General features: G+C 45.2%; 16 protein-coding genes and 1 CRISPR repeat array (1 of these 17 cut by a window edge). Of the genes, 11 read left to right on the forward strand and 5 right to left on the reverse strand.

All coding sequences use genetic code 11. The features are described from left to right. Positions 1 to 151 precede the first annotated feature (151 nt). From lgt to P2A85_RS07485, 5 genes are all read left to right on the forward strand, one after another. Positions 152 to 1,045, forward strand: a complete 894-nt coding sequence (lgt, locus tag P2A85_RS07465; RefSeq protein WP_377478402.1) for a prolipoprotein diacylglyceryl transferase — start codon at positions 152 to 154, stop codon at positions 1,043 to 1,045. 158 nt (positions 1,046 to 1,203) lie between these two features. Further along, positions 1,204 to 1,974 (forward strand): precorrin-4 C(11)-methyltransferase, encoded by a 771-nt coding sequence (cobM, locus tag P2A85_RS07470; protein ID WP_377478403.1) that lies wholly within the window; start codon positions 1,204 to 1,206, stop codon positions 1,972 to 1,974. A 183-nt stretch (positions 1,975 to 2,157) separates the two neighbouring features. Then, positions 2,158 to 2,946: an IS200/IS605 family accessory protein TnpB-related protein gene (locus P2A85_RS07475; protein ID WP_377481349.1), complete on the forward strand. Its 789-nt coding sequence runs from the start codon at positions 2,158 to 2,160 to the stop codon at positions 2,944 to 2,946. Positions 2,947 to 2,974: 28 nt separating this feature from the next. After that, complete coding sequence (locus P2A85_RS07480) at positions 2,975 to 3,514, forward strand: dienelactone hydrolase family protein (RefSeq protein WP_377478405.1); 540 nt, start codon at positions 2,975 to 2,977, stop codon at positions 3,512 to 3,514. A gap of 454 nt (positions 3,515 to 3,968) precedes the next feature. Further along, positions 3,969 to 4,451 (forward strand): flavin reductase family protein, encoded by a 483-nt coding sequence (locus P2A85_RS07485; protein WP_340525592.1) that lies wholly within the window; start codon positions 3,969 to 3,971, stop codon positions 4,449 to 4,451. A 475-nt stretch (positions 4,452 to 4,926) separates the two neighbouring features. Here the strand turns inward: P2A85_RS07485 and P2A85_RS07490 are convergent, their stop codons facing one another. Further along, the gene (locus tag P2A85_RS07490; RefSeq protein WP_377478407.1) at positions 4,927 to 5,442 is read right to left on the reverse strand and encodes a peptidase C15; all 516 of its coding nucleotides are present in this window, start codon (positions 5,440 to 5,442) and stop codon (positions 4,927 to 4,929) included. A gap of 50 nt (positions 5,443 to 5,492) precedes the next feature. Here P2A85_RS07490 and hisH point away from each other — a divergent pair, with 50 nt between their 5' ends. Next, positions 5,493 to 6,125, forward strand: a complete 633-nt coding sequence (hisH, locus tag P2A85_RS07495; protein ID WP_377478409.1) for an imidazole glycerol phosphate synthase subunit HisH — start codon at positions 5,493 to 5,495, stop codon at positions 6,123 to 6,125. Positions 6,126 to 6,197: 72 nt separating this feature from the next. Here the strand turns inward: hisH and glgX are convergent, their stop codons facing one another. Then, positions 6,198 to 8,414, reverse strand: coding sequence for a glycogen debranching protein GlgX (gene glgX / locus P2A85_RS07500; RefSeq protein WP_377481353.1), 2,217 nt, complete (start codon positions 8,412 to 8,414; stop codon positions 6,198 to 6,200). After that, positions 8,311 to 8,523: a hypothetical protein gene (locus P2A85_RS07505; protein WP_377481356.1), complete on the reverse strand. Its 213-nt coding sequence runs from the start codon at positions 8,521 to 8,523 to the stop codon at positions 8,311 to 8,313. Before P2A85_RS07505 ends, glgX begins: the two co-directional genes overlap by 104 nt. Before the next feature lie 375 nt (positions 8,524 to 8,898). Between P2A85_RS07505 and rsmD the strand changes: the two genes are divergently transcribed. From rsmD to hpsP, 5 genes are all read left to right on the forward strand, one after another. Continuing rightward, positions 8,899 to 9,441, forward strand: a complete 543-nt coding sequence (rsmD, locus tag P2A85_RS07510; protein WP_341733572.1) for a 16S rRNA (guanine(966)-N(2))-methyltransferase RsmD — start codon at positions 8,899 to 8,901, stop codon at positions 9,439 to 9,441. 266 nt (positions 9,442 to 9,707) lie between these two features. Beyond that, positions 9,708 to 11,171, forward strand: a complete 1,464-nt coding sequence (gene glmM, locus P2A85_RS07515) for a phosphoglucosamine mutase (RefSeq protein WP_377481360.1) — start codon at positions 9,708 to 9,710, stop codon at positions 11,169 to 11,171. Between the two features lie 128 nt (positions 11,172 to 11,299). Beyond that, complete coding sequence (gene hpsN, locus P2A85_RS07520) at positions 11,300 to 12,274, forward strand: hormogonium polysaccharide biosynthesis glycosyltransferase HpsN (RefSeq protein WP_377478410.1); 975 nt, start codon at positions 11,300 to 11,302, stop codon at positions 12,272 to 12,274. A 29-nt stretch (positions 12,275 to 12,303) separates the two neighbouring features. Further along, positions 12,304 to 13,497 carry a hormogonium polysaccharide biosynthesis glycosyltransferase HpsO gene (gene hpsO / locus P2A85_RS07525; RefSeq protein WP_377478411.1) on the forward strand — a complete coding sequence of 398 codons (1,194 nt, stop codon included), beginning with the start codon at positions 12,304 to 12,306 and terminating at the stop codon, positions 13,495 to 13,497. Between the two features lie 690 nt (positions 13,498 to 14,187). Next, positions 14,188 to 15,366, forward strand: coding sequence for a hormogonium polysaccharide biosynthesis glycosyltransferase HpsP (gene hpsP / locus P2A85_RS07530; RefSeq protein ID WP_377478412.1), 1,179 nt, complete (start codon positions 14,188 to 14,190; stop codon positions 15,364 to 15,366). A 12-nt stretch (positions 15,367 to 15,378) separates the two neighbouring features. On the opposite strand, the gene P2A85_RS07535 is transcribed toward hpsP, so the two are convergent. Continuing rightward, the gene (locus tag P2A85_RS07535; RefSeq protein WP_377478413.1) at positions 15,379 to 17,358 is read right to left on the reverse strand and encodes a TerD family protein; all 1,980 of its coding nucleotides are present in this window, start codon (positions 17,356 to 17,358) and stop codon (positions 15,379 to 15,381) included. 188 nt (positions 17,359 to 17,546) lie between these two features. Further along, a complete protein-coding gene (locus P2A85_RS07540; RefSeq protein WP_377478414.1) occupies positions 17,547 to 17,954 on the reverse strand; it encodes a DUF4359 domain-containing protein in 408 nt (135 codons plus the stop codon). A gap of 253 nt (positions 17,955 to 18,207) precedes the next feature. Then, positions 18,208 to 20,340: a CRISPR direct-repeat array (repeat unit 36 nt; unit sequence GTGCTCAACGCCTTACGGCATCAAAGGTTTAATCAC); it runs 1,328 nt beyond the window's last position.

Here is a 20,340-nt window from a genome sequence, read left to right on the forward strand (position 1 = left end):
CCTGTCAATAACCGAAAGGCCCACAAAGTTGATTTTGTGGTAAGTTTGCCAAAAATTGCATCTAAATGACCGCAGCCACCTAAAATAAACTTTGTAGTTTGTTCAAGGGTGTGCAATCTGACTGCTTTCCAACAAAATTAATGCAACTTTCATGGTGCTAAAAATTCTCCTGCTGCCCCTAGGGTTTCAATTTACATCCCCAGGCCCGATCGTCTTTGAATTCGGCCCCCTAGCTGTCCGGTGGTACGGCTTGTTGATTGCTTCTGCCGTTTTGATTGGGGTGAGTCTGTCCCAATACTTAGCGGCCAAGCGTCGCATTAACCCCGAATTGCTGGGCGACTTGGCAATTTGGCTAGTTGTGGGCGCTATTCCTTGTGCCCGAATTTATTACGTTGCTTTCGAGTGGCACCAGTATGCTCAGCGCCCGCAGGATATTATTGCGATTTGGAAAGGGGGAATTGCTATTCATGGGGCGATTTTGGGCGGCACGATAGCCGCTTTAATTTTTGCCAAAATCTGCCAAGTTTCTTTTTGGAAATTGGCCGATTTAGTTGCCCCTTCGGCAATTCTTGGTCAAGCAATCGGACGCTGGGGAAATTTCTTTAACTCAGAAGCCTTTGGCCGTCCTACAGATTTACCTTGGAAACTGTATATTCCTCTAGAACATCGACCACAGGAATACGCGAATTTTGAATATTTTCATCCCACATTTCTCTACGAATCTCTGTGGAATTTGACAGTATTTGGGTTGCTACTGACTTTGTTTTTCCGTGATTTGCAGGGTAAGATTCGCTTGAAAATCGGTAGTTTATTTTTGGTTTATTTGACTGCCTACAGTTCCGGTAGAATCTGGATTGAAGGGTTGCGAACTGACAGTTTGATGTTTGGGCCGCTGCGGACAGCACAGATGGTAAGTTTGACAGGGATTGTTTTAGGATTGGGTGGCTTGGCTTGGCTTTATTATTTCGATCGCGCTTTGCCCGATGTTGTTTCCCCTAAATGCGATCGATCCCAGCTCCCGGAGCAACCGCCGGAAAACCAATAAAAAACCCCAGAGACTAATCTCTAGGGTTAAACCAGGGTGCATCTACCAACCCTTCCTTCTAGCCGAAACAGGTGCATCAGGAAGATCGGGTAAATTGAGCACTTTTTGTTTAAAGTTGAGTTTGACAGACCAAAATCAAAGGAAAGACACAATCCCCAATGCAGAGTGAATCCTTGATGCCAGGAGTATATATTGTCGGTGCAGGCCCAGGAGACCCGGATTTATTGACTGTTAAGGCTCAAAAATTACTGGCTGTGGCCGATGCCATCTTGTTTGCTGATTCCTTAGTACCAGAGCAAATTTTGCACGGGGTGCGCGCCGATGCTGAAATTATCCAAACTGCCGATAAGACTCTGGAAGAAATTGTACCTTTGATGGTGGAGCGAGTGCGCGACGGCAAAAGCGTCGTCCGCCTCCATTCAGGAGATCCCTGTCTCTACGGGGCTGTGGGCGAACAAATGCAAGCTTTAGCCTCTGCGGGCATTCCTTTTGAGGTCATACCGGGAATTAGCGCTTTTCAACTGGCCGCTGCTAAACTAAAAATTGAGTTGACGGTGCCCGGAATTGTCCAGACAATTATTCTGACCAGAATTAGTGGCAGAACTGAAGTGCCCCAACGGGAAGAATTGGCCAGTTTAGCGGCTCATCAAGCCAGTTTGTGTCTGTATTTGAGCGCCCGCCACGTCGAAGCTGCTCAAACTAAATTGATGGAACATTACCCATCTGATTTACCTGTAGCGATTTGCTATCGGTTGGGCTGGCCTGATGAAAAGATTTTGTTAGTTCCCCTTGACAAAATGGCTGTTGTTACTCGCGAAAATAACTTGATTAGAACGACTATGTATGTGATTAGTCCGGCCTTGGGTCAAAATGTGGAAGGGCGATCGCGTCTTTATCATCCAGAGCACGATCGGCTATTTCGTCATTAGTTATTAGTTATTAGTTATTAGTTAGTTGGCAGTTTCCCTGCCCGATCCCCGATGCCCTCCCTCATTCCCCCCTTGGGGGGGCAGGGGGGGTTGGCCGATGCCCGATGCTCGATGCCCGATGCCCGATGCCCGATGCCCGATGTCCTATTACCTATTATCAATGAAAGAGTTAACTCGTAGACAATTTATCGCTGTCAAGATTTAGGTCAAGCATTATCAATTGACTTGGGAACTGCTGATAATTTAGCAGCTTGTGTCGATACACTAGGAAATTCCTTCTTAATTGATTCTCGTGGAATGAAAGCGATGAATCAATTGTGGAACAAAAAAGTAGCAACTAGAAAAGAAGGAAAGCCAGAAGGTTATTGGGATAATTGGCTAGACAGTGTGACTCGCAAACGTAATCACCAAATGCGTGATGGTATCAATAAGGCTGCCAAGTTGATTGCCAACCATTGCCTTAAATCCGGAATTGGTACACTGATAGTTGGGTGGAATGAAGGTTTTAAGTTTAATAGTAATCTAGGTAAAGCGAACAATCAAAAGTTTGTTCAAATGCCTTTAGGTAAGCTGAAAAATAGGTTAAAAGAACTATGTGATTTGCACGGTATCAGGTTTGTTGAAACTGAAGAAGCGTACACATCGAAAGCTAGTTTTTTAGATGGAGACTCCCTACCCAAATATGGTGAAAAACCATCTGGGTGGAAAGCATCTGGAAAGCGGATTAAACGTGGCTTGTATCAGTCAGCTAATGGCAGGGTGGTAAATGCAGACTTAAATGGCGCTGCCAACATTCTGAGAAAAGTAGCGAGTAGGCTAGGCGTAGACCTCAGCCGACTTGGTAGACGTTGCTTGACGAACGTAGCGAGAGTTAGACTTTGGGTATTACCCAAGCCTACTTTGTCCGCAGAATCTCAGCGTATGAAAGACCTGAGAGTGTCAAATTCAAGACATTTGTCGCCGTTTTGCTAAATTAGGTTATTTAGCCGTAGCCCCACAAATGTTTGCCCGTCAAGGTGATGTTTCTAAAATCACCGACATTCAAGAAATTATCAGCAAAGTAGTTTCTAAAGTCCCCGATGCTCAAGTTATGTCGGATTTGGATGCTACGGTAGATTGGGTACAAAAGTCAGGAAAAGGCAATATTAATAAGTTGGGAATTACAGGATTTTGCTGGGGAGGCAGAATAGTATGGCTCTACGCCGCCCACAACCCGAAAGTTAAAGCGGGAGTGGCTTGGTACGGGCGTGTGGTTGGCGATTCTACGGCTTTGACTCCAAAACAGCCGATCGACATTGCACCAACTTTGAAAGTGCCAGTATTGGGGCTTTACGGTGCCAAAGACGAGTCAATTCCCACCGATACAGTGGAGAAAATGCGCCAAGTTCTCAAAACAGGCAGTAGCGGTTCAGAAATTGTGATTTATCCCAATACACCCCACGGATTTAACGCCGACTATCGCCCCACTTACCGTGAAAAAGAAGCTAAGGATGGTTGGAAGCGGTTGCAAGATTGGTTTAAAAAGTCGGGGGTTGCATAAGAGTTTTGAGTCGTGAGTTGTGAGTGGAAGTTTAAAATTATCTTCGTCCCTCCCAACTCACTCCAAATCAAGCAATTTCTGGCTGAAACATTTGATTGGATTTAGCTTTGATCGATAAGCAGATTTGTGGCTTAAGCTAGCTAAACCCAAACAGATTAAATGATTCTGTCATCAGCATATGTCTGAATTGGTTTAAAGTTTGAAGAGGGAAAAAAAGCTACAAATTTTAACTTGATAATCTTGCAATTAAGTATATACTTACATTCATCTACTATGCAAATCAATGAAAGTTAATCAAATAAATAGGGATGTAACAGCAAATTTTGTATCAAAAAAAGCAATATTGGCAGTCTCAGCATTCGTGTCGCTCCGATCGCCCTTGAGACAGTTGGTTTATGGGGTCTCCAAAAGTTAAACTTGGCGGTGTAAAGTTATCGATCGAACAGGTAAGCCCGTGCTAGACGAACAAGCGAAAAAAACCATCCTCCGCAAAATCCCTCATGGACTATACATCTGCGGTGTCAAAGACGGTGAAGAAGTCAACGGCTTCACCGCTAGCTGGGTGATGCAATCTTCCTTTACTCCTCCCTTAGTGGTGAACTGCGTCAAGCAAGACTCCAAATCCCACGCCATGATTAAAGCTAGCGGTGTCTTTGCTTTGAGTTTCCTGGAAGCAGGACAAAAAGAGTTAGCCCAAAAATTCTTTAAGCCCCAGCGCCGGGTAGGCAATAAATTTGAGGATGTAGAATTTTATGCCGGGGCCGAAACTGGTTGTCCGATTATTTCGGATTCTCTGGGTTATCTGGAGTGCAAGGTTGTCGGCGCTGTGGAACACGGCGATCATACGGTGTATGTCGGTGAAGTTGTGGCTGCGGGGGTTCACCGGGAGGGCGAACCCTTGCTGCTAGAAAGCACTGGCTGGAATTACGGCGGCTAGAAATTTGACAATTGGCAATTGACAATTGCCAGTTGTCAGTTGTTAGTTGTTAGTTGTTAGTTGCCAGTTGTTAGTTGTCAGTTGTTAGTTGTTAGTTGCCAGTTGTTAGTTGTCAGTTGTTAGTTGTCAGTTGTTAGTTGTTAGTTGTTAGTTGTTAGTTGTCAGTTGTTAGTTGTTAGTTGTTAGTTGTTAGTTGTCAGTTGTTAGTTGTTATAGCAATCCTAAATCATTCATGAGGATTTGTAGGGGTAGTGCCCCCGTGCCTACCCCAGCATCTAGGGGCAACCACGGGGGGATTGCCCCTACAACAATTACACAACTGATTTAGGATTGCTATAGTTGTCAGTTGTTAGTTGTTAGTTGTTAGTTGTCAGTTGTTAGTTGTCAGTTGTCAGTTGTCAGTTGTCAGTTGTCAGTTGTTAGTTGTCAGTTGTCAGTTGTTAGTTGTCAGTTGTCAGTTGTTGTTTGTTTAGGGTCATTTGTCTGTTGTGAGGCGAGTTAAAAGCACTGAAAAATAGGCTACAATTTTGTTGGTATTTTTTGGTGTTAATATTGGGACGTGTACGAAAACACATTGGGTGTTCAGTTGAGAGTCAGCAAGGTGTTTTAATACTGCATAATAAAGGGCTTCACAAACAAATTTTCCGGCATTGTGACTAATTTTTACTGTGGGTAAATCAGCTATTAAATAGTCTAGATTGACTGTTGTTTTGAGAATATTTTGGTCGCAGCAAGCGCAGGATTCTAGGGTTAATGTTGGGGAACTTTCTGCCATGCCACAGCAGACGATTAGGTCTGGTTGGAGTTGGTTGATTTTGGCGATCGCCAAATTGGGTGCTTCCTGGAAATCTACTGGCAGTTTTCTCAAGAAAGTCAAAGAGTAAGGCAAAGATTTAATTTGGGAAATCCGGGCTAATAAGTCGTCAGAAGAGTTTGATTTTTGATGAGGTTGCCAAGTGTCGAAGGATGTTAGCAAAATTTTGGTATTCATCAATAATTTTGGTAATATAGTTCCATTGATAATATAAGGCAAGTAAGTCAATGTCTGTCATTGCAGTAGTGGACTATGACATGGGCAATCTGCACTCGGTCTGTAAAGGCTTGGAAAATGTGGGTGCAGTGCCAAAAATTACGGACGATCCGGCTATGATTGAACAGGCTGATGCCGTAGTTTTACCGGGTGTGGGTTCCTTCGATCCGGCAATGCAGAATTTAAGAACCCGCGGATTGATAGAACCGATAATCAGTGCGATCGCCTCTGGAAAACCTTTTTTAGGCATCTGTTTGGGTTTGCAAATCCTGTTTGAAAGTTCCGAAGAAGGTTTAGAACCGGGTTTGGGAGTGATTTCGGGAACTGTGCGACGGTTTAGTTCAGAGCCTGGGTTGACAATTCCGCACATGGGATGGAATCAATTACAATTTGCTCAGGATTTGTCGCTGTGGCAAAAATTGCCGGCTCAACCTTGGGTTTATTTTGTGCATTCTTATTATGTCGATCCAGTCGATCCGAAAGTGCGATCGGCAATGGTGACTCACGGTAGTCAAAATGTGACGGCGGCGATCGCCAAAGACAATCTGATGGCTGTACAATTTCACCCGGAAAAGTCTTCGATCGCGGGATTGCAAATGTTGTCAAATTTTGTGATGCAGGTGAGGGAAAAAGTAGCTGCTTAAAGTCGATTAAAAACCCGGTTTCTTGAAGAAACCGGGTTTTTAGGAAAGCTGTAAATGCTTAAGAATCGGAGCCTATAGTGACCGGGGGGGGCCATTGAGACATTTTAAAATCACTATCGATCGCGGCGTCACAGGAATATTTTTCCGCTTTGTATAAATGATCCCTTGAGATTCCACAAATTTCGGTTCGGCGGTGTCGAGAATGGCAATCCACTGCAAGCCCTGAAAGCGGGGAGGAATCACGAAATCGATCGCCTCCCAATAAGCATTGAAAAACAGCAAAAAACTATCATCAATAATCCGTTCGCCACGAGCATTTGGATAGGGAAGTTCTTCACCGTTGAGGAAAATTCCGATCGCCTTGGCGTGCCCTACTTTCCACTGTTCATCAGTCATTTCCCCACCGTCGGGGTTGAACCAGGTAATATCGCTAACTTGAGAACCGTGAATCGCACGTCCTTGGAACCACTTACGGCGACGGAATATCGGATGTTCGCGTCGCAAGCCGGTTAACTGGCGCGTAAATTCGAGCAAGTCAGCATTTTTGTGCTGCAATCCCCAATCCACCCAAGATATTTCGTTATCCTGACAATAGGCGTTGTTATTACCGCCTTGACTTCGCCCCATTTCATCTCCAGCCACCAGCATGGGAACACCTTGAGACAACAGTAACGAAGTTAGGAAATTCCGCTGTTGGCGTTCTCGCAGCAACTGGACTTTGGGATCTTCGGTGTCGCCATCCCCAGCACAGGGGTCAAAACAGGGTGAAGATGCTCCTGCTTCTAGAGCTTGGGTGGCTGCAAATTCGATCGCCGTGCAGTTCCAGGCTCGATTGTAGTTTTCCCCATCGCGACTGTTTTCGCCATTGGCTTCGTTATGTTTGTGGTTGTAACTGACGAGATCCTTGAGCGTAAATCCATCGTGGGCGGTGATAAAGTTGATACTGGCATGGGGTCGCCGTCCGTTACTTTCGTAGAGGTCGGAACTCCCAGTAAAGCTATAAGCAAACTGAGACAGAGTTTCGTTGGTTCCCCGCCAAAAGTCCCGCATGGTATCGCGGTAGCGGCCGTTCCATTCCGACCACAGCAAGGGGAATTGGCCAACTTGATAGCCACCTTCGCCGATATCCCAGGGTTCAGCGATTAACTTGACCTCGCACAAAACGGGGTCTTGGTGGATGATGTCAAAAAAGGCGGCAAAAGTATCGACGCGATCGGTTTCGCGCGCTAAAACCGTCGCCAAATCGAAGCGGAACCCATCGACGTGCATCTCCAACACCCAATAGCGCAAGCTGTCCATAATCAGCTTCAACACTTGGGGATGGCGGACATTCAGGGAGTTGCCACAGCCACTGTAATCCATATAGTAGCGGCGATCGCCTTCGACAAGGCGGTAGTAAGCGGCATTGTCAATGCCACGAAATGAGATGGTGGGGCCCATGTGGTTGCCCTCTCCCGTGTGGTTGTAGACCACATCGATAATCACCTCAATTCCAGCAGCGTGTAACGCTTTGACCATCTCCTTAAACTCATTCACCTGTTGTCCGGTGTTCCCACTGGCGCTGTAGCCGGAGTAAGGCGCGAGATAGTTGATCGAATCGTAGCCCCAGTAGTTTCGCAATCCCTTGGCTTCGAGAAAGCCCGGACAGCCGATGAAGTGATGGACGGGGAGGAGTTCGACGGCGGTAATCCCCAAGGATTTAAGGTGGTCGATGGCGGCGGGATGGGCGAGTCCGGCGTAGGTTCCCTGCAAAGCTTCTGGAATGTCGGGATGGAGTTTAGTAAAGCCTTTGACGTGCATCTCGTAGATGACGGTTTTGTGCCACGCCAGTTGGGGGTGAGTGTCACCTTCCCAATCGAAGGATTCATCGATGACAACGGCTTTGGGGACTAAGTGAGAATCGTCTAAGGCACTATAGGATAGGTCTTCCTTTTCGTCGTCCCAGTCATAGCCGAAGATTTCCCGTCCGTGAACCACGTCTCCTGCGATCGCTTTAGCGTAGGGGTCGATCGACAGTTTGGCAGGATTGAAGCGATGTCCCGCTAAGGGGTCGTAGGGACCGTGGACGCGAAACCCGTACAATTGACCGGGTTTGATGCCAGGAATGTAGCAGTGCCAGATGAAGTTGTAGACTTCAGTCAGTGGCAGTCGAGTTTCCCAACCTTGTTCATCGAACAAGCACAATTCAACCCCTGTGGCATTTTCTGAAAACAGGCCAAAATTTGTGCCTTCGCCATCCCATTTTGAACCCAAGGGATAGGGTTTTCCGGGCCAAAGTTTTAAATCCATAGAATCCAAATCGTAATCCTCTGATACCACAATTAGAGCAATCTTGAGATGTGTAGTTGGGCGCAACGGCTGCAACTGCCCGATCCCAGATTTGTGCGTAGTAGTCCAGCTCTAGAGTGAATTTATATTTACTAGCATCATATCACTAACCTCCCGATGTTTACCTCGATCGCTCAAGGACTCAACTGCATGAATCTCAGACTTGTGACCAGTTCAGATGAGACTATCAAAATGTTTTGGGTGCGCTCAAATCAAATCAGCCAACCCATCCGCCCGCAGCATATCCCAAAATCTCTACCCCCATAATGCCATGAATTTTTGCCGATTTTTCGCGGAGATTATTGCTTGATGATTCTTGTTTTTGCTTCAAAAACTAGCGGAATATAGTTGAGATTCAACGCTTATGTGCTATAATTAAACTTACATTCAAACTTCTGTTTTCCCATCTAAAAAAACAGAATCTACTTTAAGATCGGAATTTTAAATGAGCTTGAGAATCTGTGGCAATCGCCAACTAAAAACCCTGCCCGGACTCGCAACTCGCCCCACACCTGCGCGAGTCAGAGAAGCTTTATTTAATATTTGGCAAGGGACGATCGCCGATTGCAGATGGCTTGATATTTGTACCGGTAGTGGCTCCATGGGTGCAGAAGCTTTGTGTCGCGGGGCTTTGAGTGTCACTGGGATTGAACAGTCGGCGAAAGCTTGTGCGATTATTCAGCAAAATTGGCAGCAAGTGGCAAAGTCATCCCAAGAATTTCACATCTTGCGGGGAAGTGCGACTGCGAAATTGGCGACTCTAGCCCGACAGCAGTTCGATCGCATTTACTTCGATCCGCCCTACGCCAGCAACTTGTACGAGCCTGTCTTGAATGCGATCGCCAGCCAAGAAATGTTAGCACCCCATGGTGAAATAGCGATCGAACACAGTCGCCAGCGCGAGGCTGTCCCCATTTCCGGCCTCGAAATTTGTCGCCAAAAATTCTACGGCAATACAGCCTTAACCTTCTACACTCGCAGTTGTTGAGCCATGCCAATGGTGACTGTTAGTCCGGCGACACCGCCTCCTGCAACTAAACTGGTATCCTAGAACCGGCCGAGCAACCTGAAAGTTTAATTAGACGGCGTATATTCACAGATAATCAAACTTTTGTCAGGGCTAGAAACGGTAGTCTTAAGTGTCAGGTTGCTGGAGCCATCCCAGAAATAAATCGACTTAACGCTGAAAAAAAAGACTTTCAGTTGTACCATAAACTGCAAAGTGTGAGTGTGAATATTCCTAAAGGAGTGAATATGGTTCAGACACCTTCGCGCCATCGCGGCAGCGAATTTCAGGCTGCTAACTCAGTACAGCCAGCCAAACGCCCAGAGACTATTTTGGTGGGAAACAACCTCCCCCTGCCAAATACCAAACTGTTCGGCACAGACGGCATTCGTGGCAAAGTAGGAGAATTGCTGAATGCACCGCTAGCAATGCAAATTGGCTTCTGGGCAGGACAAGTTTTACGCCAAAATTCCCCCAACCAAGGCCCGGTGATTTTGGGCCAAGACAGCAGAAATTCCAGCGATATGCTGGCAATGGCACTGTCGGCGGGTTTGACAGCCGCTGGTTTAGAAGTCTGGAATTTGGGCCTGTGCCCTACTCCCTGCGTTGCCTATCTGGCAAGTGTTACCGAGTCGATGGGCGGAGTGATGATTTCCGCTTCCCACAATCCCCCAGAAGATAACGGCATTAAGTTTTTCGGTGCCAATGGCACGAAGCTGTCTCAACATTTGCAAGAACAAATCGAAGCGGGCATCCGAGGGGCCAAGGTTCCCATTGCTAGCTTGGCTTCGGGCTATCACCACCACCGCCCAGAGTTAGTTAAAGATTACGCCACTTCCCTGGAAGGTTCACTGCAAGGAGTGAATTTGCGCGGAATGCGGATCGTGTTGGATTTGGCTTGGGGGGCCGCGGCGCGCTTGGGTGAGGCGGTGTTCGCGCAAATGGGGGCCGATGTTATCTGTTTACACAACTCTCCTGATGGCGATCGCATTAATGTTAACTGCGGTTCTACTCATCTCGACAGTTTGCAAGCTGCTGTTTTAGAGCACAATGCTGATTTGGGATTTGCTTTTGATGGCGATGCCGATCGAGTTTTGGGTGTTGACAACCAAGGTCGATCGATTGATGGCGATTACATTCTTTATCTGTGGGGCAAGAATTTGCGGCAGCGCGAACAATTGCCAGAAAATTTAATTATTTCTACTGTAATGGCTAACCTCGGCTTTGAGCGAGCTTGGGAAGAATTGGGGGGCAAATTAATTAGAACTGCGGTGGGAGATCAGCACGTTCATGCTGAAATGGAGCGCACCGGTGCGATGTTGGGCGGCGAACAGTCGGGACACATTCTTTGCCCTCATTACGGTATTGGCGGCGATGGTTTGTTAACTGCTTTGCATATGGCTTCCCTGGTGCGGGAGTCTGGAGAATCCTTGGCACAATTGGTGGATGGCAGCTTTGAAACTTATCCCCAATTGTTGCGCAATGTCCGTGTGGACGATCGGGAAAAACGCCTAAAATGGCATGAATGCGAAGCTTTGCAAGGAGCGATCGCCCGTGCTAAAACTGCAATGGGAGAAGAAGGACGGGTGCTCGTCCGCGCTTCTGGTACTGAACCTTTGATCCGAGTCATGGTGGAAGCTTCCAGCGCAGAATTGGCTAATTTCTGGACTGAAAATTTAGTTTTAGCAGTTCAGAAATACCACACTATTTGATGAAAATTGGGCATGGGGAATAGGGCATGGGGAATTGGTAATTGCTAACACTCTTCCTCTTCCCAGTGTACTTTCCCCATTTCTGATTTACATCAAATCGGTTAAATGATTCATAAAAACAACTTAAAATGATGATTTCTGTTGCCATCCCCACCTACAACCGCGAGCAAAGCCTGCGAGAGACGCTCGCTGATTTGATGGGGCAAGATTATCACAGTTTTGAAGTCTTAGTAATCGATCAAACTCCCATCCATGAATCGGAAACTCAAGTTTATTTAGAACAATTGGCCAATGCTGGTAGGATTCGCTGGTTTCGGGTAAATTGGGCGAATTTGCCTGGTGCTCGTAATTATGCGGTGCGGCGCGCCGTTGGAGATATTATTTTATTTATTGATGATGATGTACAGTTACCAAAGGGTTTTTTGGCTGCTCATGCTAGCAACTATTTAGCCCAACCGGATGTCGGATGTGTGGCGGGTAGGGTTTTTGACAGAATGAAATTGGGCGATTCTGGGGGCGATTTGGCGATCGAATATTTGCCACCAGAAGCGATGGATGCAGCGATTGGTTGGTATTTTATCGACTTGGTACATACTATACAACCACAGCAAGTGCTCTCGGCTAGAGGTTGCAATATGTCATTTCGCAGGGTGGTTTTTGCCGAGTGCGGTTTGAGCTTCGATGAGCGGTTTGCAGGTAGTGCGGTGCGGGAAGAGTCGGATTTTTGCTTGAGATTGCGATCGACTGGTTTTAAAATCTGGTACGATCCCAATGCTTGTTTAGTTCATTTGGGAGAAGAAAGTGGCGGGTGTCACGACATAAGTACGCGATCGCTCCAATATCAAGTCACATTTTATCACAACCACTTCCTGATGGGATTGAAAAATTTAACACTATTTCAATGCCTAAGATTTTTTGCCAAACTGTTTGACTGTCACGTTTTCGGCAATCCACCTTGCTACAAAAGTCGATCGCCCCTTAAAATCCTCACCAGATTTGCATTTTACATTCTCGGTTTTCTCAGCGCTATCAACACCCTAATTCAGTCCATCGCCAGAGACGGACAAATCTACACCCATCAAGATAACATCAACGCTAAATAATTGTTATTCCCAATCCCCATTTCCAATAAATGAGAATCCTCGTTGCGAGCCACACCTATATTGTTGACATCAACCGGGCAAAATTCAAGATTTTAGCAAACCTTGAACCTGGCATTCAAGTAACAGTTATAGTACCGCAACGCTGGAAACCCGGAGGCGTACAAAATAAAACCATAACAAGTGAATTTTATCAAGAAGGGTCATTTAAAGTAGTACCAATTTATAACTTTAGTCAAAACAATCAAGGCTTACTCACATTTGGAAAAGATTTAATCAAAGTTTTACAGCAATTTCAACCGCAGATTATCCAAGTCGAACAAGGTTCAAAATCCCTAGCCTATGCCGAGTTAATTTTACTAAATAATTTGCTCAATCTCAAAGCAAAAAATATCTTATTTACCTGGTGGAACTTATCCTATGAATTGAAATGGCCTATTTCCGTGTTAGAAAATTGCAATCTGCAAAACACCGATGGAATTATTGCCGGCAACCTAGACGGGGCTAAAATATTGCGCCAGCGGGGCTACACAGGTGCACTGCAAGTAATGCCACAACTGGGAGTAGATGAAACTTTTTTTTATCCCACTTCTAAAGATGCTGATTTATCACGAAAATTAAGGATTCAACCTACAGATTTTGTAGTAGGCTATGTAGGGCGGTTTGTCGAAGAGAAAGGATTGTTAACTTTGGCGACAGCTTTAGCAGGCTTGAAAAAATACCCTTGGAAATGGGTGTTAGTAGGGCAAGGAAAATTGCGATCGCAAATTACCGAAAAATCTCTTGAATGGGGCATCAGCGACAAAATAATCTGGGTAGAAAGCGTTTCCCATGAAGCTGTACCCCCATACATTAACTTGATGGATTGTTTAGTATTGCCATCCCAAACAAGTTATAAATTCAAAACTTTAACAACAGTAGGCTGGAAAGAACAATTTGGTCACGTTTTAATCGAAGCCATGGCTTGTCAAGTTCCAGTAATCGGTTCCGACTGCGGCGAAATTCCCCACGTTATCGGAGATGCAGGCTTAGTATTTCCTGAAGGAAATGTAGAAAAATTGCAAGACTGTTTGCATCAATTAATGGAGCAGCCAGAGTTGGTGTCAGATTTGGCTAAACGCGGTTACGATCGAGTCATGAAGAGTTATACAAACAAAGCTTTAGCTCAACAGTTATTAGATTTTTACAAAAAGTTACTTACCTCAGATGAAATAATAAAACTATAGCAATCCTTGCAGGAGTCGTAAAGTTTTTTACCCCACCCCAACCCGGATCTTATGAAGGGGAGGGAGTAAGAAATTCACAAATGATTTAGGATTGGTATATAGCAATCCTTGCAGGAGTCGTAAATATTTTTACCCCACCCCAACCCTCCCCTTATGAAGGGGAGGGAGTAAGAAATTCACAAATGATTTAGGATTGCTATATAGCCTCAGCGCCCAGGAAAAACAGCATCTTCTTCTTTACCCTTAAATAATAATATAAAATCCTCTTTTCATCGTCCTGTCTTAAACTCTCTCTTCTCTTGCTTCGCGTACTTCGCGCCTTCGCGGTTAAATCATTCCGATACAACCGGAATTGATATAAAACTAGAGCCTCAGCGCCCAGGAAAAACAGCATCTTCTTCTTTCCCCCCTTGGGGGGGGCTGGGGGGGTTCTTGCTTGGGGGTTCTTCCTTAGCATCAATAGCGCCTTAGCTGTTCAATTAATTCTTACCCTATAATACTAATTTTTTATGAAGCTGCATAGAATTCGATCCCCCCTAACCCCCCTTAAGAAGGGGGGGACAAGAGTCCAATCTTTCGTCCCCCCTCCCCCATCCCATCCCCCCTTGGGGGGCTGGGGGGGTGGGGATGCGAGGGGGATCGGAATATGTGCAACTTCACATTAAATTTGTATAACAACCAGTGCTAACAATGCGAATTCTCCAAATTATTCCCTCCATTTCCCTCGTCTACGGCGGCCCCAGTCAAATGGTACTCGGACTTTCAGCAGCCCTCGCTGCTAAAAACATTGATGTCACGATTATCACCACAAATTCTAACGGAGATATCGGTCAACTTCCCTTAGATGTTCCCCTCAATCAACCTCTAGAACAAAACGGCTATCAGATTATTTATTTTCGCTGTTCTCCCTGGCGCAGATATAAATTTTCCCTCTCATTATTGCAGTGGTTAAATGCTCATGCACACAAATTTGACCTAGCTCATATTCATGCTCTTTTCTCACCAGTAACTACCCTCGCTGCTACCATTGCTAGATATCACCATTTACCCTATATTATCCGTCCCTGCGGTATGCTCGATCCGGCGGATTTACAGAAAAAAAAGCTGTTAAAACAGATTTATGGTACTTTTTTAGAACGTCCTAATTTGTCAGGGGCTGCTGCTATTCATTTCACGAGTAAAGAAGAGGCTAAAATCTCAGCAAGATTTGGTTTGGATGGCCCAGATAAGATGCCTAGGCCAATGGATTTGGTGATTCCTTTGGGGGTGAGAGCAGGTTTGTTTTCTCATAAATTGCGAGCATCTTCAGTACCAACTATCTTATTTATGTCGCGCATTGAACCGAAAAAAGGGCTGGATTTGCTACTTCCGGCTTTAGAAAGTATTTGGAAATCGCACATCAAGTTTCATTTTATTTTGGCTGGTTCAAATCCCCAAGATGCCGATTATGAAACAGGAATTAAACTAAGAATACAGAATTCTATTTTAGCACAATGTACAACAATTACTGGTTTTGTGAGTGGTGATTTCAAACTGGAACTATTGACAAATGCTGACTTATTTGTATTGCCTTCCTATTACGAAAACTTTGGTATTGCTGTAGCAGAAGCAATGGCTGCTGGTGTACCTGTGGTGATTTCCGATCGCGTTCATATTTCCGCAGACATACAGGAAGCAGAAGCTGGTTGGGTTGGCCCTCTGGAAGTTGGGGCGATCGCCCATTTAATCAAATCAGCACTTCTCGATCCAGATGAGCGCCAACGGCGGGGATTGAATGGCAGAGAATACGCTAACAAGCATTATAATTGGGAGGCGATCGCCCAACAAACCATTGATGCTTACCAGCACATTTTGTCACCTATTAACTAACGGGACTGAAATTTACCTCTTACTTCTTCTCCGGCTGCGAGTTCTGGTGCTACTGGTATTAGAATTATCCGGTGATGGATTGATGCTGCTATTGCTTTTAACATCAGTAGATTCAGCGTTGGGTGCACTGTTGGCAGATTTTCTTCTAATGATAACCGGAGGATTAAAACCTCGATTGCAGGGTCTTCCCAAGGAGTCAATATTCCTGCGATAATCGCAAATTACCGCCTCTGCACTGGGTTTTTGACAATCACTGATAAAGGTTTTGGCTAATTGGTAATTGTTGTCATCTCTCTGCTGGGAAAACAGTTCCTTAGCTTGGTTAAAATCCGCTACTGCTTCCGATTTTGTACCCAACATACAGCGAATAGCACCTCGTTCCAAATAAGCCAAACCATAATTAGGATTAACGCGAATAGCTTGTTCGTAACTGCCGATCGCCTTTTGTTTATCTCCCAATTCATAATATACTTGACCGCGACCAAAATAGGCTTCTGCCAAGTTAGGATTAAATTGCAGCGCTCGATCGTAATTGTAAATGGCCTGCTGCTTGTTTCCCTGTTTTGAACTAGCGATTCCCAATCCGAGGTAAGCTTGAGGTATGTTGGGATTCAAACCTAAAGCCTGATTAAAGTTGAAAATTGCCCCTGAAACATCTCCCTTCTGAATTTTCAAAGAACCTTGATTGCTGAAATTTGCAGCTTTTTGAGCGATCGCAACTCTTTGATCGATCGCACCCTGATTCGTCCGGTAACTGGATAACTTATTTTGAGCTAGACTATAAACAGGTGTACGTGGATCGATCGCTTCTAAAAGGGCGATCGACTGCTGCCATTTAGCTTGGGACTGATGCCAAACTTCCACAGCATGAGGAGGCGTTTGCACAACCACAGCAGCCTCCATCGCCAATTTTTGCGCCCTTGCGAGACTTTCTGCGGCTTGTAAATTTTGCTCAACAGGAACCAAAGTCTGGCTAAGTTGCAGCAAATCTGCCCTTGCTTGTGGATAGCCACAGCCAGGTAAGTTAGGAATTTTATCTAAAGAAGCGATCGCTTCTTTAAGGCGTTTATGGAAACTTCTCAGCAGATTGACATCGGTTGCTGTCACAGCATTCTGGGTTTCAGTTAGCAATATTTTCGATTGCTTCAGTGTGGAATCGGCTGCTTGAGTTAAGGCGATCGCACCGGCACTGATTCCCAACACCAAAACCCCTAAACTTGCGGCTAACGCTAGGGGTATTTTAGGAATTACCCAATTAACTTGATTGTGAGTGGGCGATCGCACCGAGAGCCCCTCGCCGGCAGTTTCCGCCTCTGACTCCACCTCCAACTCCCAAGCCGGAAGCTGTAAATCATCCCCTGCTGTTACCGCCGCCAATTCATTAGTAATTGGAACCTGATTATTCCTATTTGTAGGGCGATACTTGTCAACCAAACCCTGCAATCCTACTTGATATCCTTGGGATACCCCATAAAATATCCACTCTCCATTTTTTCGAGACAAATGACCCAATTCTATAGCCGTCTCTTGCTGCCAATTATCGGTTAATTCATATCGAACCAGTTCCTTTCCCGTATCCAAATTTAAAATTTTGATTGCAGGACTTTTGATGTTGCTAAAACTTGCATTAATTTGCTGTGCACCGTGAATTGTGACTGCAAAAGTTATGGCCTGAATTTGGGGATTAATTTTATCTAAAATCACCCCATAAGTCGTCTTATTTTTTTTACCTCCTTTGTGGCGATCGGGAATAGATTGCAGTACGGAACCATCACAGGATTTGAGATTATTGTAAAAGATAAAATATTCATCATTAGGTATTTTGCCATCAGCACCTAGCATAAACGCCGAGACATCAATATCGTAGTTTTCTCCAGCCTCTGTCACCTGCCAACCAAGGGCGATCGCCATTTTTTTTAAATCCGGGGCTGCTTTAGAGAGATTAAATGTTGCACCCTGAGCTAACTGCACTGCCATCTGCTTATTTGTCAATCATCAGATTTAGTAGTGACCATCTTAATATTAATTTCCACTATAAATGTTGACTTGTAATAAGTTTTAATATTTTGCATAAGCTAGGGTAATTAGCGTAATTTAGGGAGACTTACTTACATAGAATCACCTACGTAAAAACCGGGCTTTATCCAAAACCCGGTCGATCGAATAGATTGAATTTAATGCTACTTTTGAGCTGAATTCGTAGCAGGCGGTAGACTTACAAAGTTACCAAAGACTCCCACTGTTTGATAGCTTTTTTTGCCGACTTCAGTGGTGTAAATACTGACTACCCCTAAATTTTCTCGCTGGGTTGTATTGTCGAGCAATTGTTCGATGGTACTGCGCTGGGAAGTCAGCAAATTTTTGCAACTGCCGATCAAAGTATCTGTAACACCAGTTAGAGCTTTAGGAATCCGAGAATCTTTACAGACAGTGCTTTCGAGCTCTGTTTCCAGTTTGCCAGAAGCATAAGTTAGGTATTTGTCTCTGGGAGGATTTGTAAAGGCCATACCGGCGGCGAGTATTGTCAGGGCGATCGCGACTTTGCCTACATTGCCAAAAAAATTAGAAGTTGGCTTTTGAGTATTCATTGGTTTATCAATAATCATTTTTTACCTAGCCCGGTTGAGTTATAAGCTTATCTTGATTTAAACTACACTTTCTAGGAAACGGATTTCAGAAAGGAGAGGACAGTTTTTAGATTGGAGGCAAGTTGGGAGTATGTCTCTAGCTTGTCCACCTTCCTTGTACCTTCGTCTTGGCGACAAATCCGCATAAATCTAGGTACTAGCTCACAGATTGTCTCGATGGGTTTCAAGGAGACGAAAATTTTAAAATGTACAGGTGCTCAACGCCTTACGGCATCAAAGGTTTAATCAGCTTACACCCAGGGTCAGGGTAGGTGTGTGAATCGACGTGCTCAACGCCTTACGGCATCAAAGGTTTAATCACACACTAATGGCTAGAAGTTCAGAATATACCCTCTAGTGCTCAACGCCTTACGGCATCAAAGGTTTAATCACTAGCTGCGCGATTGATGTTCGTTACCTTCACCAGTGCTCAACGCCTTACGGCATCAAAGGTTTAATCACTGGTTTTACATCGGAGATATGACAGGCTTTCAATCGTGCTCAACGCCTTACGGCATCAAAGGTTTAATCACGTGGGACAACAGCCGCCACCTTGCTCAAGAAACTGTGTGCTCAACGCCTTACGGCATCAAAGGTTTAATCACGAGGATAGGGGGGAGGAGTAGGAGAAGGAACAGGATAAGGTGCTCAACGCCTTACGGCATCAAAGGTTTAATCACGGTCTTCCTGGTCGTGGTAAAAGTCTATTGATGCTTGTGCTCAACGCCTTACGGCATCAAAGGTTTAATCACGGATTTCCGACGGTGGAGCGGTAATCCTGATCGGAGTGCTCAACGCCTTACGGCATCAAAGGTTTAATCACAGAGGATTCTTGTGGCGTTTCGCGCGGATAGGGTAGTGCTCAACGCCTTACGGCATCAAAGGTTTAATCACCTCCTCGAACTCTACTCCCACATTGGCGATCACATGTGCTCAACGCCTTACGGCATCAAAGGTTTAATCACATCCGTCTTCACCTGGAGCAAATAGCGGATCACCGTGCTCAACGCCTTACGGCATCAAAGGTTTAATCACACTATCTTCAGAAAAACTGGTGAAAAAAATATAGTTGTGCTCAACGCCTTACGGCATCAAAGGTTTAATCACATTTGCCCTTTGTCGGCAGATTCAGGATTGTAATAATGTGCTCAACGCCTTACGGCATCAAAGGTTTAATCACGGTATCCCAGGTTGGCTCGTCTTCGCAGAAAAAAAGTGCTCAACGCCTTACGGCATCAAAGGTTTAATCACTTGAGTCTGACACTCGCAGAAACCGCTTCAAGAAGTGCTCAACGCCTTACGGCATCAAAGGTTTAATCACGCTGTAATCCACCACATCCACGCCGACAGCTCTAGAGTGCTCAACGCCTTACGGCATCAAAGGTTTAATCACGTTCTGTTGGTCGGTTCGACTGTGGATAATTGAAGTGCTCAACGCCTTACGGCATCAAAGGTTTAATCACCTGAGGCTGGAGGCTTTGGGTTACTCTCATCCCTGTGCTCAACGCCTTACGGCATCAAAGGTTTAATCACGCTAAATGGCTTTGAATCAGTTTGGACACGGCTTGTGCTCAACGCCTTACGGCATCAAAGGTTTAATCACATCGATATTTACGGCGGCGATCGGGCCGAGTTTCTCGTGCTCAACGCCTTACGGCATCAAAGGTTTAATCACCAGCCTAAACTTGGTATTTTCTTCTTTTTACCTTGGTGCTCAACGCCTTACGGCATCAAAGGTTTAATCACTTTTGCGCCATGCGTGATTTCGATTGGGGATATCAGTGCTCAACGCCTTACGGCATCAAAGGTTTAATCACAGAAACCAATTTCCATCTGCAACTGAGGAAAATCTTTGTGCTCAACGCCTTACGGCATCAAAGGTTTAATCACTCCCAGCAAGTAGCAAACCTTTTGGACTGGGTAAACGTGCTCAACGCCTTACGGCATCAAAGGTTTAATCACGCTAGGTTGCCTTTGGCAAAGTCTAGGAATCGAGGTGTGCTCAACGCCTTACGGCATCAAAGGTTTAATCACGTCGGCAAGTGTCGAGTGACGGGCGAATTTATCAAGTGCTCAACGCCTTACGGCATCAAAGGTTTAATCACGGTAATCAAGCCTCAAGATGATAAAGATTCGTATGTGCTCAACGCCTTACGGCATCAAAGGTTTAATCACAGCCGGACCAGAAGTTATCACGGGAATGTTGAGGTGCTCAACGCCTTACGGCATCAAAGGTTTAATCACTCTCTTCAGCTTCTTTGACACCCATTTCAGATATGGGGTGCTCAACGCCTTACGGCATCAAAGGTTTAATCACGCTTGAATGTCCCTTCGTAAACGCCAGCGA

Source organism: Microcoleus anatoxicus, from assembly GCF_042465725.1.
Lineage (GTDB): Bacteria > Cyanobacteriota > Cyanobacteriia > Cyanobacteriales > Microcoleaceae > Microcoleus > Microcoleus anatoxicus.

Excerpts from the sequence above, each read along its gene's own strand:
- lgt (WP_377478402.1), top strand. The coding sequence starts at position 152 with ATGGTGCTAAAAATTCTCCTGCTGCCCCTAGGGTTTCAATTTACATCC.
- hpsN (WP_377478410.1), top strand. The coding sequence starts at position 11,300 with ATGATGATTTCTGTTGCCATCCCCACCTACAACCGCGAGCAAAGCCTG.
- rsmD (WP_341733572.1), top strand. The coding sequence starts at position 8,899 with ATGAGCTTGAGAATCTGTGGCAATCGCCAACTAAAAACCCTGCCCGGA.
- hpsP (WP_377478412.1), top strand. The coding sequence starts at position 14,188 with ATGCGAATTCTCCAAATTATTCCCTCCATTTCCCTCGTCTACGGCGGC.
- hpsO (WP_377478411.1), top strand. The coding sequence starts at position 12,304 with ATGAGAATCCTCGTTGCGAGCCACACCTATATTGTTGACATCAACCGG.
- hisH (WP_377478409.1), top strand. The coding sequence starts at position 5,493 with ATGTCTGTCATTGCAGTAGTGGACTATGACATGGGCAATCTGCACTCG.
- glgX (WP_377481353.1), bottom strand. The coding sequence starts at position 8,414 with ATGGATTTAAAACTTTGGCCCGGAAAACCCTATCCCTTGGGTTCAAAA.
- P2A85_RS07480 (WP_377478405.1), top strand. The coding sequence starts at position 2,975 with ATGTTTGCCCGTCAAGGTGATGTTTCTAAAATCACCGACATTCAAGAA.
- P2A85_RS07490 (WP_377478407.1), bottom strand. The coding sequence starts at position 5,442 with ATGAATACCAAAATTTTGCTAACATCCTTCGACACTTGGCAACCTCAT.
- P2A85_RS07540 (WP_377478414.1), bottom strand. The coding sequence starts at position 17,954 with ATGAATACTCAAAAGCCAACTTCTAATTTTTTTGGCAATGTAGGCAAA.
- glmM (WP_377481360.1), top strand. The coding sequence starts at position 9,708 with ATGGTTCAGACACCTTCGCGCCATCGCGGCAGCGAATTTCAGGCTGCT.
- cobM (WP_377478403.1), top strand. The coding sequence starts at position 1,204 with ATGCAGAGTGAATCCTTGATGCCAGGAGTATATATTGTCGGTGCAGGC.